The following is an 11,664-nucleotide window of genomic DNA, read 5'->3' as shown; positions in this document are numbered from 1 at the left end:
CGTCCGCACCGGGGTTACGCTGGCCACCGTACCTATCGCGGGAGTCCGGGCGCACCGGGCTGAGAGGGAGGCTGGACGGCCTCCGACCGTACGAACCTGATCCGGGTCATGCCGGCGAAGGGAGGGGCTGGACGCCCATGCACGCATCTCGGACGTCTCCACGGGGCCGCGGCGCTCCGCGCGGAGCGGACGCCCTCGTCATCGGGGGCGGCATCATCGGGCTCGTCACCGCCTGGCAGGCGGCCCGGCGCGGCCTGCGCACCGCGCTCGTCGACCCGGCACCCGGCGGCGGCGCCGCGCAGGTCGCGGCGGGCATGCTCGCCCCGGTCACCGAACTGCACTACGGCGAGGAGGCGCTGCTGGAGCTCGGCCTCGCCTCCGCCGCCCGCTACCCGCAGTTCGCGGCCGAACTCGCCGACGCGAGCGGCGGCCTGGACATCGGCTACCGGGCCTGCGGCACCCTCGCCGTCGCCCTCGACTCCGACGACCGGCTGCACCTGCGCGAGCTGCACGCCCTGCAGCGGCGCTGCGGCCTGGACTCCGAGTGGCTCACCGGCCGCGAGTGCCGCCGCCTGGAGCCGATGCTCGCGCCCGGGGTGCGGGGCGGGCTGCGCGTGGACGGCGACCACCAGGTCGACCCGCGCCGCCTCGCGGCCGCCCTGCTGGCCGCCTGCGAGCGGGCCGGCGTGGAGCTCCACCGGGCGTCGGTGGAGCGGCTGCTGGTCACCGCCGACCGGGCGACGGGCGTACGGCTCGACGACGGTACGGAGCTGCGCGCCGACCAGGTGGTCCTGGCGGCGGGCTCGCTGAGCGGCCGGCTGGCGGGGGTGCCGCCGCGGGTCACGGCCCCGGTGCGGCCCGTCAAGGGGCAGGTGCTGCGACTGGCGGTGCCCCCGGCGTACGCGCCGTTCCTGTCCCGGACCGTACGGGCGGTGGTCCGCGGCAGCCACGTCTACCTGGTGCCGCGCGAGAACGGCGAGCTCGTCGTCGGCGCCACCAGCGAGGAGCTCGGCTGGGACACCACGGTCACCGCGGGCGGGGTGTACGAGCTCCTGCGCGACGCCCACGAGCTGGTCCCCGGCATCACGGAGCTGCCGCTCACCGAGACCCGGGCCGGCCTGCGCCCCGGCTCCCCCGACAACGCGCCGCTGCTCGGCCCCACCGACCTGCCGGGCCTGCACCTGGCCACCGGGCACTACCGCAACGGGGTGCTGCTGACCCCGCTCACCGGCGAGGTGATGGCGGAGCTGCTGTCCACCGGCGAACTGCCGCGGATCGCCCGCCCCTTCACCCCCCGCCGGTTCTCCGCCGCACGTCAGGAGTCGTACGCATGACCATCTCCGTCAACGGCGAGCCGCGCGAGGTCGCGGCGGGCACCACCCTCGACGCGGTCGTCGCCACCCTGACCGCCGCCCCCTCCGGGGTGGCCGCCGCGCTCAACGAGACCGTGGTCCCGCGCCGGCAGTGGCCCGCCACGGCCGTGGGCGACGGCGACCGGGTCGAGGTCCTCACCGCCGTCCAGGGGGGCTGAGGCCGTGGCCGACGACCTGTTCGCCCTGGGCGGCCGGACCTTCTCCTCCCGCCTGATCATGGGCACCGGCGGCGCCCCCAGCCTGGACGTGCTCGAACGCGCCCTGGTCGCCTCGGGCACCGAGCTCACCACGGTGGCCATGCGCCGCCTGGACCCCACCGTCCAGGGCTCCGTCCTGTCCGTGCTGGAGCGGCTGGGCATCGCGGTCCTGCCGAACACCGCCGGCTGCTACACCGCGGGCGAGGCCGTGCTCACCGCCCGGCTGGCCCGCGAGGCGCTGGGCACGGACTGGATCAAGCTGGAGGTGGTCGCGGACGAGCGGACCCTGCTGCCCGACGGCGTCGAGCTGCTGGACGCCGCCGAGATCCTGGTCGACGAGGGCTTCACCGTCCTGCCGTACACCAACGACGACCCGGTGCTGGCCCGGAGGCTGGAGGACGCGGGCTGCGCGGCGATCATGCCGCTGGGCTCCCCGATCGGCTCCGGGATGGGCATCCGCAACCCGCACAACTTCGAGCTGATCACCGGGCGGGCCGGGGTGCCGGTCATCCTGGACGCCGGGGCCGGCACGGCCTCCGACGCGGCGCTGGCCATGGAGCTGGGCTGCGCGGCGGTGATGCTGGCGTCCGCCGTGACGCGGGCCCGGGAGCCGGTGCTGATGGCCGGCGCCATGCGCGACGCCGTGTCCGCGGGCCGGCTGGCCTTCCGCGCGGGCCGCATCCCGCAGCGCCGCTTCGCCGAGGCCTCCTCCCCGGTGACGGGCCGCGCAGCCCTGGACCCGGAGCGCCCGGCGTTCTGACCCCGGCCCCGCCGTCCCGCCGGGGGTCCGCGACCGGCGACGGTCCGTGTCCGGGCACGTCACAGCTGCGCTGCAAGCCGGGGGAGCGGGACCGGGGGCGCGGGGGCCCCTCGTAGAATCGGCAGGTGGATACGACCCTGGATGACCCCCTCGTCGGGCGCGTGCTCGACGGCCGCTACCGCGTCGACGCCCGCATCGCGGCCGGCGGCATGGCCACGGTCTACCGGGCCCTCGACACCCGCCTCGACCGCGTCCTCGCGCTGAAGGTGATGCACCCGGCGCTCGCCGCCGACGCGGGCTTCGTCGACCGGTTCATCCGGGAGGCGAAGTCCGTGGCTCGGCTGTCGCACCCGAACGTCGTCGCCGTCTTCGACCAGGGCACGGACGGCCCGTACGTCTACCTGGCCATGGAGTACGTCTCCGGCTGCACCCTGCGCGACGTGCTGCGCGAGCGCGGCGCGCTCCAGCCGCGGGCGGCCCTGGACATCCTGGAGCCGGTCCTCGCCGCGCTCGGCGCCGCCCACCGGGCCGGCTTCGTGCACCGCGACATGAAGCCCGAGAACGTCCTGATCGGCGACGACGGCCGGGTCAAGGTGGCCGACTTCGGCCTGGTCCGGTCGGTCGACTCGGTGACCCACACCACCGGCTCCGTCCTCGGCACCGTCTCCTACCTGGCCCCCGAGCAGATCGAGAACAGCGCCACCGACACCCGGGTGGACGTCTACGCCTGCGGCGTCGTGCTGTACGAGATGCTCACCGGCGGCAAGCCGCACACCGGCGGCAGCGCCGCCCGGATCCTCTACCGGCACCTCCACGAGGACGTGCCGCCGCCCTCGGCGACCGTGCCCGGGCTGCCGGTGGGCCTCGACGAGCTCGTCGCGCACGCCACCGCCCGCGACGCCGCCCTGCGCCCCGCCGACGCGGCCTCCCTGCTCGGTCTGGCCCGCGAGGCCCGGGCGGGGCTGAGCGACGCCGAGCTGGACGCCCTGCCCCCGCAGGCCCGCGCCGGGGAGCGGTCGGCCGCCGAGGACCGCACCGGGGTGCTGCCCCGCCCGGTCACCGCGCACCGGCCGGTGCACCACACCTCCCGCCTGGAGAGCCCGCCCCTGCCGCCCCCGCCGTCCCCGCACCGGTCCGCCCGGCAGCGGCCGCGCCCGCGCCGCGGCACGCTGCTGGTGGTCGCGGGGGTGCTGCTGGCGCTGGGGCTCGGCACCGGTGTCTGGTACATCAACTCCGGCCAGTTCACCAAGGTCCCCAACGTCCTGGGCAAGAGCGAGGAGCAGGCGAAGGCCCAGCTGTCCGCCTCCGGCCTCGGTGTCAAGCGCGTCGAGCGCAAGTTCAGCGACGCCTTCGAGCGCGGGACGGTCATGAACACCGACCCCGCGGCCGGCCGGCGCATCCGGGGCAACGGCGCGGTGGCCCTCACCGTCTCGCGCGGCCCGGAGGTCGTGTCGGTGCCGGACCTCAAGGGCCGCCCGCTGGAGGAGGCCGAGTCCGAGCTGACCAAGGCCGGGCTGGCCCCGGGCGTGGTCTCCCAGGCCTTCAGCCAGGACGTCGCCCAGGGCTCGGTGATCTCCTCCGACCCGGCCGGCGGCCAGAAGCGGGCGCCGGACACCGCGGTCTCGCTCGTGGTCAGCAAGGGCCGCCCGGTCCCGGTGCCGAGCGTGGCCGGGCTCCCCTCCGAGCAGGCGACGGCGACGCTGGAGGGGCTCGGGCTGAAGGTCGCGACCGCCCCCGAGCAGGTCAACGCGCCCACTCCGGCCGGTACGGTCGCCAACCAGTCGATCGGCGCCGGCACCCAGGCCGCGGCCGGGGACACGGTCACCCTGACCCTGTCCAAGGGCCCCCGCCAGCTCCCGGTGCCGGACGTCACCGGCCAGGACGTGGAAGCGGCCCGCAGGGCGCTGGAGGGCGCCGGCTTCAAGGTGAAGGTGGAGCGGCCGTTCCTGTCGTTCGGCAACACCGTGGAGAGCCAGTCCGTCCCCGGCGGGCAGAACGCGCCCGAGGGCGGCACCATCACCGTCAAGACCAAGGGACTGTAGGGGTACGTGGAGCACGTGGAGCAGGCGGATGGACCGGGCAGCGCCCCGCGCAACCCGGTGGGCGGGCACGTCCCGGTCGCGGGCGGGCTCGCCAAGGTGGGGCTGGCGTACGCCCGTGAGCTGGACGCCGAGGTCGTGCAGGTCTTCGTCGCCAATCCGCGCGGCTGGGCCACCCCGGTCGGCAACCCGGCGCAGGACGAGCTGTTCCGCGCCGAGTGCGCCCGGCGCGCGGTCCCGGCCTACGTGCACGCCCCGTACCTGATCAACTTCGGTTCGCACACCGAAGCGACCGTGGAGCGCTCCGTGGAGTCCCTGCGGCACTCGCTGCGACGGGGCCGGGAGATCGGCGCGCTCGGGGTGGTCGTGCACACCGGCTCGGCCACCGGCGGCCGCCCCCGCGCGGCGGCGTACGCGCAGCTCCGGCAGCACCTGCTCCCGCTGCTGGACGAGCTGACGCACGAGGACGACCCCTTGCTGCTGCTGGAGTCCACGGCCGGGCAGGGGTCTTCGCTGTGCTCGCTGGCCGAGGACTTCGGCCCGTACTTCGAGGCGCTCGACCGGCACCCGATGCTCGGGGTCTGCCTGGACACCTGCCACGCCTTCGCGGCCGGCCACGACCTGGCGGAACCGGGCGGCACCAAGCTGATGCTGGACCTGCTCGTGGACACCGTGGGCGAGGGCCGGCTGAAGCTGGTCCACGCGAACGACTCCAAGGAGGGCGTCGGCGCACACAAGGACCGGCACGCCAACATCGGCAGCGGCCACATCGGCCGGGACGCCTTCGCGGAGCTGCTCACCCATCCGGCCATGGCGGGCGTACCGCTGGTCATCGAGACCCCCGGCGGCAAGGAGGGGCACGCGGCGGACGTGGCCCTGCTGAAGGAGCTGCGCGGCGCGGGCTGACCGCCCCGGGCGCCGTGGACGCGCACCCGGCGGACGGGCCGCTACAGCTCGGGCCCGTCCCCCGGCTCCTCCTGGTACGAGTAGCGCTGTTCGCGCCAGGGGTCGCCCACGTTGTGGTAGCCCCGCTCCTCCCAGAAGCCCCGGCGGTCGGCCGTCATGTACTCGATGCCGCGGACCCACTTCGGGCCCTTCCAGGCGTACAGGTGCGGAACCACCAGCCGCAGCGGGAAGCCGTGTTCGGCGGTGAGCAGCTCGCCGCCCTCGTGGGTGGCCAAGACGGCCCGCTCGGAGGCGAAGTCGGCCAGCCGCATGTTGGAGCTGAAGCCGTACTCGGCCCACACCATCACGTGCGTGGCCTGCGGCGCCGGCGGCGCCAGGTCGAGGACGGTGCGCGTGAGCACCCCGCCCCATTCGGCGCCCGTCATGCTGAATTTCGTCACGCAGTGCAGGTCCGCCACGACCGAGTCGAAGGGCAGGCCCGCGAACTCCTCGTGGTTCCAGCAGTGCTTGTCGCCGTCGGCCGTCGCGCCGAAGACGCGGAACTCCCAGCGGTCCGGCTTGAACTTGGGCACGGGACCGTAGTGGGTGACCGGCCAGCCCCGCTGCAACCGCTGCCCCGGGGGGAGCTCGGACTGCGCTGCTCCCGGAGATTCCCGGCTTTCCGGCTGACCCATGCGTCCATGGTGACAGATTGGGCAGGGTGGTCATGACCAGGTCTGAGCCGATTCGGGCAAGTCGCGGTAACTCCCACTAAGGAGGCACTTACTGGACGGCCTCCGGCGGCGGTGCAAGGATGCGCGCACCCACCCCCGTCACATGGCTGACATTGCCTGGAAGGAGCCTCTGCGATGCAGGGCGACCCCGAGGTCCTTGAGTTTCTGAACGAGCAGCTGACCGGTGAGCTGACGGCCATCAACCAGTACTGGCTGCACTACCGCATCCAGGACAACAAGGGCTGGACGAAGCTCGCCAAGTACACGCGTGAAGAATCCATCGACGAGATGAAGCACGCGGACAAGATCACCGAGCGCATCCTGATGCTCGACGGCCTGCCGAACTACCAGCGGCTCTTCCACGTGCGCGTCGGCCAGACCGTCACGGAGATGTTCCAGGCGGACCGGCAGGTCGAGGTCGAGGCGATCGACCGGCTCAAGCGCGGCATCGAGGTCATGCGCGGCAAGGGCGACATCACCTCCGCCCGCCTCTTCGAGGAGATCCTGGAGGACGAGGAGCACCACATCGACTACCTCGACACCCAGCTGGAGCTGATCGAGTCCCTCGGCGAGCCGCTCTACATCGCCCAGCTCATCGAACAGCCGAGCTAGTACGCGGATGCCGCGGCGGACCGTCGGCTAGGCCGCTTCCGCCAGCGCCGGCGGCGCCGCGAGGGCCGTGTCGGCGGCGGGCACGCCCGTGCCGGCTCCGGTCTCCATCAGCTCGCGGCGCGGGCAGGCGCCCCGTCCGAGGATGCCCTGGATGGTGCGCACGCAGGAGCCGCAGTCGGTGCCGGCCTTGGTGGCGGAGGCGATCTGGCGCGGGGTGCAGGCCCCGGCTGCCGCGTGGTCCTTCACCTGCCTGTCGGTGATCCCGAAGCAAGAGCAGACGTACACGCGGTTCACCTCCCTGGGCGGAATGGTTCGGCGAGCCATCCCCGATTCGGTGAGGCTTACCTAACCGTACCCAAAGTTAGGCAACCCTAAAAGCCCTGGAATCGACGATGGGGCACGGATCACATGGATCCGTGCCCCGTCGTCGTGGGAAGCCACCGCGCGGAGGTCGCGGCTACTGGTCCCGGTACATCTCCGCCACCAGGAACGCGAGGTCCAGGGACTGGCTGCGGTTGAGCCGCGGGTCGCAGGCCGTCTCGTAGCGCTGGTGCAGGTCGTCGACGAAGATCTCGTCGCCGCCGCCCACGCACTCGGTGACGTCGTCACCGGTGAGCTCGACGTGGATGCCGCCCGGGTGGGTGCCCAGCGCCTTGTGGACCTCGAAGAAGCCCTTGACCTCGTCGAGCACGTCGTCGAAACGGCGCGTCTTGTGGCCCGAGGCCGCCTCGAAGGTGTTGCCGTGCATCGGGTCGGTGACCCAGGCGACGGTCGCACCGGACGCGGTGACCTTCTCGACCAGCTCGGGGAGCTTGTCGCGGACCTTGTCGGCGCCCATGCGGACGACGAAGGTCAGCCGGCCCGGCTCGCGCTCGGGGTCGAGGCGGTCGATGTACGTCAGCGCCTCGTCCACGGTGGTCGTGGGGCCGAGCTTGATGCCGAGCGGGTTGGCGATCTGCGCGCAGAACTCGATGTGCGCGTGGTCCAGCTGCCGGGTCCGCTCGCCGACCCAGACCATGTGGCCGGAGGTGTCGTACAGCCTGCCGGTGCGCGAGTCGGTGCGGGTCAGCGCGCCCTCGTAGTCGAGCAGCAGCGCCTCGTGGGAGGCGTAGAACTCGACGGCCTTGAACTCGGCCGGGTCGGTGCCGCACGCCTTCATGAAGTTCAGCGCGTTGTCGATCTCCCGCGCGAGCTGCTCGTAGCGCTGCCCGGACGGGGAGGACTTCACGAAGTCCTGGTTCCAGGCGTGCACCTGCCGCAGGTCCGCGTAGCCGCCGGTGGTGAAGGCGCGCACCAGGTTCAGCGTCGAGGCCGAGGCGTGGTACATGCGCTTGAGCCGCTCGGGGTCCGGGATCCGGGCCTCTTCGGTGAAGGCGAAGCCGTTGACGGAGTCGCCCCGGTAGGTCGGCAGGGTGATGCCGTCGCGGGTCTCGGTGTCCTTGGAGCGCGGCTTGGAGTACTGGCCCGCGATGCGGCCGACCTTGACCACGGGCACGGAGGCCGCGTAGGTCAGGACGGCGCTCATCTGGAGCAGCGTCTTCAGCTTGGCGCGGATGTGTTCGGCGGACACGGCGTCGAAGGCCTCGGCGCAGTCGCCGCCCTGCAGCAGGAACGCCTCGCCCTTGGCGACGGCTCCCAGACGGGCGCGCAGCTGGTCGCACTCACCCGCGAAGACGAGGGGAGGATACGACTCGAGGTCCGCGACGACAGCGCGCAGAGCCTCGGCATCGGGGTACGAAGGCTGCTGCGCCGCGGGAAGGTCTCGCCAGGTCGCCTTGGCGGCGGGGGCTTGGGTTTCAGCGTTCACGGTCACCCCGTACACATTACGGCGTCACCGGGGCCGTCCAGCCCCGCGCCCACAACGTGAGACGGGATGTCGAGCGCCTCTCGACCGGGCGGGCCCTGGGTTAGAGTGCTCGCCATGTACGCGCACGCGCAGATGTCGCAGATGAACTGGTGGTGGCCCGCTCCCGGCGGCCCACTCCTCGCGCGTACCTAGGACACACCACACGCGATGACGCGAAGGCCGCCCCGAGGGGCGGCCTTCCGCGTTCTGCGGCGCGCGGGCCGTCCCTCCCCCCGGAAGGACGCCCGACCCATGGACCTCAGCCGACTGCTCGACGACTCCTGCCCGCCGTTCGCCCTGCTGCGCCGACGGACCCCCGGCCGCGACCACGACACCGTGGAGGTGCTGCTCGGGCCCGTCCGCGAGGTCGAGCGCCTCGCCGACCTGCCCGTGCGCGAGCTGCCCTCGCTCGCGCTGGTGCCCTTCCGGCAGATCCGCGAGCGCGGCTTCGACGTGCGCGACGACGGCACGCCGCTGAGCGTGCTGGTCGCCGAGGAGGCGTACGAGCTCCCCCTCGCCCGGGTGCTGGAGGAGCTGCCCGCGCACCGGGTGCGGGTCGAGGACGGCGGCTTCGACGTGCCCGACGAGGAGTACGCGGCCACCGTGGCGCGGGTCGTCGAGGACGAGATCGGCCGCGGCGAGGGCGCCAACTTCGTGATCCGGCGCACCTACGGCGGCCGGATCGACGGCTTCGGCCGGGCCGACGCGCTCGCGCTGTTCCGGCGGCTGCTGGAGGGCGAGCGGGGCGCTTACTGGACGTACGTCGTGCACACCGGCGCCCGGACCCTGGTCGGCGCCAGCCCGGAGGTGCACGTGCGGATGTCCGGCGGGACGGTGGTGATGAACCCGATCAGCGGAACCTACCGCTACCCGGCCGGCGGCCCGACCACCGACTCCCTCCTCGCGTTCCTCGGGGACCGCAAGGAGACCGAGGAGCTGTCGATGGTGGTCGACGAGGAGCTGAAGATGATGTGCACGGTCGGCGACCGGGGCGGCGTGGTGGTCGGGCCGCGGCTCAAGGAGATGTCCCACCTGGCGCACACCGAGTACGAGCTGCGCGGGCGCTCCTCGCTGGACGTGCGCGAGGTGCTGCGCGAGACGATGTTCGCCGCGACGGTGACCGGCTCGCCGGTGCAGAACGCCTGCCGGGTGATCGAGCGCCACGAGAGCGGGGGCCGCGGCTACTACGCCGGCGCGCTGGCCCTGCTCGGCCTGGACGAGGGCGGCGCGCAGCGCCTGGACTCCCCCATCCTGATCCGCACCGCCGACATCGCGGCCGACGGGACCCTGCGGGTGCCGGTGGGGGCCACGCTGGTGCGCCACTCGGACCCGGCGGGCGAGGTGGCGGAGACCCATGCGAAGGCGGCGGGGGTGCTGGCGGCGCTCGGCGTGCGGCCCGCGGCCCCCCGGCCCGGCTTCGCGGGGGCCCGGCTGGCGGACGATCCCCGGGTGCGTGCGGCGCTGGAGGCGCGGCGGGCGGACCTGGCGCCGTTCTGGCTCCGCATGCGGGAGCGGGCCGCCCCGCCGGCCGGCCACGCGCTGGTGGTGGACGCGGAGGACACGTTCACGGCGATGCTGGCGCACGTCCTGCGGGTGGCCGGGCTGGAGGTGACCGTACGGCGCTACGACGCGCCGGGGCTGCGGGCGGCGGCCCTGGCCTGGGAGGGACCGGTCGTCCTGGGTCCCGGGCCGGGGAACCCGGCCGACCCGGCCGACCCGAAGATGCGGATGCTGCGGTCGCTGACGGCCGGGCTGCTGGCCGGGCACCGGCACGGGCTGCTCGGGGTGTGCCTGGGGCACGAGCTGCTGGCGGCCGAGCTGGGCCTGCCGCTGGTCCGCAAGGAGGAGCCGGCGCAGGGCGCGCAGAGCCGGATCGACCTGTTCGGGGCCGAGGAGGTGGTGGGGTTCTACAACACGTACACGGCGCGGTGCGGCGAACCGCTGGCCGCGCGGCTCGCGGAGCGCGGGGTGGAGGTCGCGCGGGACCGGTCCACGGGCGAGGTGCACGCCCTGCGGTCGGCGGCCGGCGGTTTCGCCGGGGTCCAGTTCCACCCGGAGTCGGTGCTGACGCTGCGGGGCGCGGACCTGCTGCGGGAGCTGCTGACGGGGGTGACCGCCCCGGCGTGAGGGGCCGGGCGGCGGTCCCGGCCGGGGTCAGGAGGGGGCGACGAGGGTGTTCTCGGAGCGGCGGCCGGCCAGGTAGTCGGCGACGTTGGCGACGGTGGTGTCGATGATCTGGCCCACCGCGTCCGTCGTGTAATAGGCCTGGTGCGAGGTCACCACCACGTGCGGGAAGGTGACCAGCCGGGCCAGGGTGTCGTCCTCGACCGCCTCCAGGGACTTGTCCAGGAAGAAGACCCCGGCCTCCGCCTCGTACACGTCCAGGCCCACGCCGGCGAAGCGGCCCGCGCGCAGCTCGGTGACGAGCGCGTCGGTGTCGACGAGCCCGCCCCGGCTGGAGTTCACCAGGATCGCGTCGTCCCGCATCAGCCGCAGGGCCGCCGAGTCGATGATGTGGTGGGTGGACTCCAGCAGCGGCACGTGCAGGCTGATCAGATCGGAGGAGGCGAGCAGTTCGTCCTTGTCCACGTACTTCATGCCGAGCTCCACGCACGCCGGGTTCTGCGCGAGGTCCCAGCCCAGCAGGTTCATCCCGAAGCCGTGGGCGATCCGGGTGAAGGCCTCGCCGATCTTGCCGGTGCCGAGCACGCCGACCGTGCGGCCGCGCATGTCGCGGCCCATCAGCCCGTTCAGCCGGAAGTCGAAGTCCCGGGTGCGGTTGGAGGCGCGGACGATGCGCCGGTTCACGGCCATGGCCAGGGCCCAGGCGAACTCGGCGACCGAATAGGGCGAGTAGTACGAGACCCGGCCGACCGTCATGCCCAGCTGCCGGGCCACGTCCAGGTCGATGTTGTTGAAGCCGGTGGAGCGCTGGGCGATCATCTTCGTCCCGCCGGCGGCCAGGGTGCGCAGCACCCGGGCGTCGAGGTCGGCGTTCACGCTGGAGGAGACGACCTCGTAGCCGGCGGCGATGGGCGCGGTGTCCTCGCTCAGGAAGACGTCGAGGCAGCGGACCTCGTGCTGTCCCGCGAAGGCGCGCTCCAGGAGGGGCCGCTCGTCGGCGGTGACACCGAATGCCAGGATCTCCACGCTTGCTCCCGTTGCGCCGTGTACGTCGGACCATGAGCCGTTCGCCACCCTACGGCCCATGGCCCGCC

At 73.5% G+C, this 11,664-nt stretch carries 11 protein-coding genes and 1 riboswitch; of the genes, 7 read left to right on the top strand and 4 right to left on the bottom strand.

All coding sequences use genetic code 11. The annotated features are described in order from the left end of the window. Nucleotides 1–27: 27 nt before the first annotated feature. A riboswitch (TPP riboswitch) is annotated at nucleotides 28–140 on the top strand. From thiO to CP968_RS24040, 5 genes are all read left to right on the top strand, one after another. Then, on the top strand, nucleotides 138–1,334 hold the full coding sequence (gene thiO, locus CP968_RS24060) for a glycine oxidase ThiO (RefSeq protein WP_150519975.1): 1,197 nt from the start codon (nucleotides 138–140) through the stop codon (nucleotides 1,332–1,334). Its footprint overlaps the riboswitch before it by 3 nt. After that, entirely contained in the window at nucleotides 1,331–1,531 is a 201-nt protein-coding gene (gene thiS / locus CP968_RS24055) for a sulfur carrier protein ThiS (RefSeq protein ID WP_150519974.1), read from the top strand. Before thiO ends, thiS begins: the two co-directional genes overlap by 4 nt. Nucleotides 1,532–1,535: 4 nt before the next feature. Further along, nucleotides 1,536–2,330, top strand: a complete 795-nt coding sequence (locus CP968_RS24050) for a thiazole synthase (protein ID WP_150519973.1) — start codon at nucleotides 1,536–1,538, stop codon at nucleotides 2,328–2,330. Nucleotides 2,331–2,455: 125 nt separating this feature from the next. Continuing rightward, nucleotides 2,456–4,372, top strand: a complete 1,917-nt coding sequence (pknB, locus tag CP968_RS24045; RefSeq protein WP_150519972.1) for a Stk1 family PASTA domain-containing Ser/Thr kinase — start codon at nucleotides 2,456–2,458, stop codon at nucleotides 4,370–4,372. Between the two features lie 15 nt (nucleotides 4,373–4,387). Next, nucleotides 4,388–5,275, top strand: coding sequence for a deoxyribonuclease IV (locus tag CP968_RS24040; protein ID WP_150519971.1), 888 nt, complete (start codon nucleotides 4,388–4,390; stop codon nucleotides 5,273–5,275). 41 nt (nucleotides 5,276–5,316) lie between these two features. Here CP968_RS24040 and CP968_RS24035 read toward each other — a convergent pair whose 3' ends face one another. Continuing rightward, nucleotides 5,317–5,949 (bottom strand): sulfite oxidase-like oxidoreductase, encoded by a 633-nt coding sequence (locus tag CP968_RS24035; protein WP_150519970.1) that lies wholly within the window; start codon nucleotides 5,947–5,949, stop codon nucleotides 5,317–5,319. A 174-nt stretch (nucleotides 5,950–6,123) separates the two neighbouring features. On the opposite strand from CP968_RS24035, the gene bfr reads away from it, so the two are divergent. Then, nucleotides 6,124–6,600 (top strand): bacterioferritin, encoded by a 477-nt coding sequence (bfr, locus tag CP968_RS24030; RefSeq protein ID WP_150519969.1) that lies wholly within the window; start codon nucleotides 6,124–6,126, stop codon nucleotides 6,598–6,600. A gap of 27 nt (nucleotides 6,601–6,627) precedes the next feature. Here bfr and CP968_RS24025 read toward each other — a convergent pair whose 3' ends face one another. Continuing rightward, nucleotides 6,628–6,894, bottom strand: coding sequence for a (2Fe-2S)-binding protein (locus tag CP968_RS24025; RefSeq protein WP_167536841.1), 267 nt, complete (start codon nucleotides 6,892–6,894; stop codon nucleotides 6,628–6,630). Between the two features lie 163 nt (nucleotides 6,895–7,057). Beyond that, complete coding sequence (locus CP968_RS24020; RefSeq protein ID WP_373304062.1) at nucleotides 7,058–8,422, bottom strand: class II 3-deoxy-7-phosphoheptulonate synthase; 1,365 nt, start codon at nucleotides 8,420–8,422, stop codon at nucleotides 7,058–7,060. A 276-nt stretch (nucleotides 8,423–8,698) separates the two neighbouring features. On the opposite strand from CP968_RS24020, the gene CP968_RS24015 reads away from it, so the two are divergent. Continuing rightward, nucleotides 8,699–10,573, top strand: a complete 1,875-nt coding sequence (locus CP968_RS24015) for an anthranilate synthase family protein (RefSeq protein ID WP_150519966.1) — start codon at nucleotides 8,699–8,701, stop codon at nucleotides 10,571–10,573. A 27-nt stretch (nucleotides 10,574–10,600) separates the two neighbouring features. Here the strand turns inward: CP968_RS24015 and CP968_RS24010 are convergent, their stop codons facing one another. Continuing rightward, complete coding sequence (locus CP968_RS24010; RefSeq protein ID WP_150519965.1) at nucleotides 10,601–11,596, bottom strand: 2-hydroxyacid dehydrogenase; 996 nt, start codon at nucleotides 11,594–11,596, stop codon at nucleotides 10,601–10,603. Nucleotides 11,597–11,664: the final 68 nt, after the last annotated feature.

Source organism: Streptomyces subrutilus (genome assembly GCF_008704535.1).
In the GTDB taxonomy this organism is placed as follows: Bacteria; Actinomycetota; Actinomycetes; order Streptomycetales; family Streptomycetaceae; genus Streptomyces; species Streptomyces subrutilus.
The sequence above is the reverse complement of the archived record's forward strand: the minus strand, read 5'-3'. Positions and strand labels throughout refer to the sequence as shown.

Bases quoted from the DNA above. Each gene is read 5' to 3' on its own strand.
- thiO (WP_150519975.1), top strand. From the start codon at position 138: ATGCACGCATCTCGGACGTCTCCACGGGGCCGCGGCGCTCCGCGCGGA.
- bfr (WP_150519969.1), top strand. From the start codon at position 6,124: ATGCAGGGCGACCCCGAGGTCCTTGAGTTTCTGAACGAGCAGCTGACC.
- CP968_RS24035 (WP_150519970.1), bottom strand. From the start codon at position 5,949: ATGGGTCAGCCGGAAAGCCGGGAATCTCCGGGAGCAGCGCAGTCCGAG.
- CP968_RS24015 (WP_150519966.1), top strand. From the start codon at position 8,699: ATGGACCTCAGCCGACTGCTCGACGACTCCTGCCCGCCGTTCGCCCTG.
- thiS (WP_150519974.1), top strand. From the start codon at position 1,331: ATGACCATCTCCGTCAACGGCGAGCCGCGCGAGGTCGCGGCGGGCACC.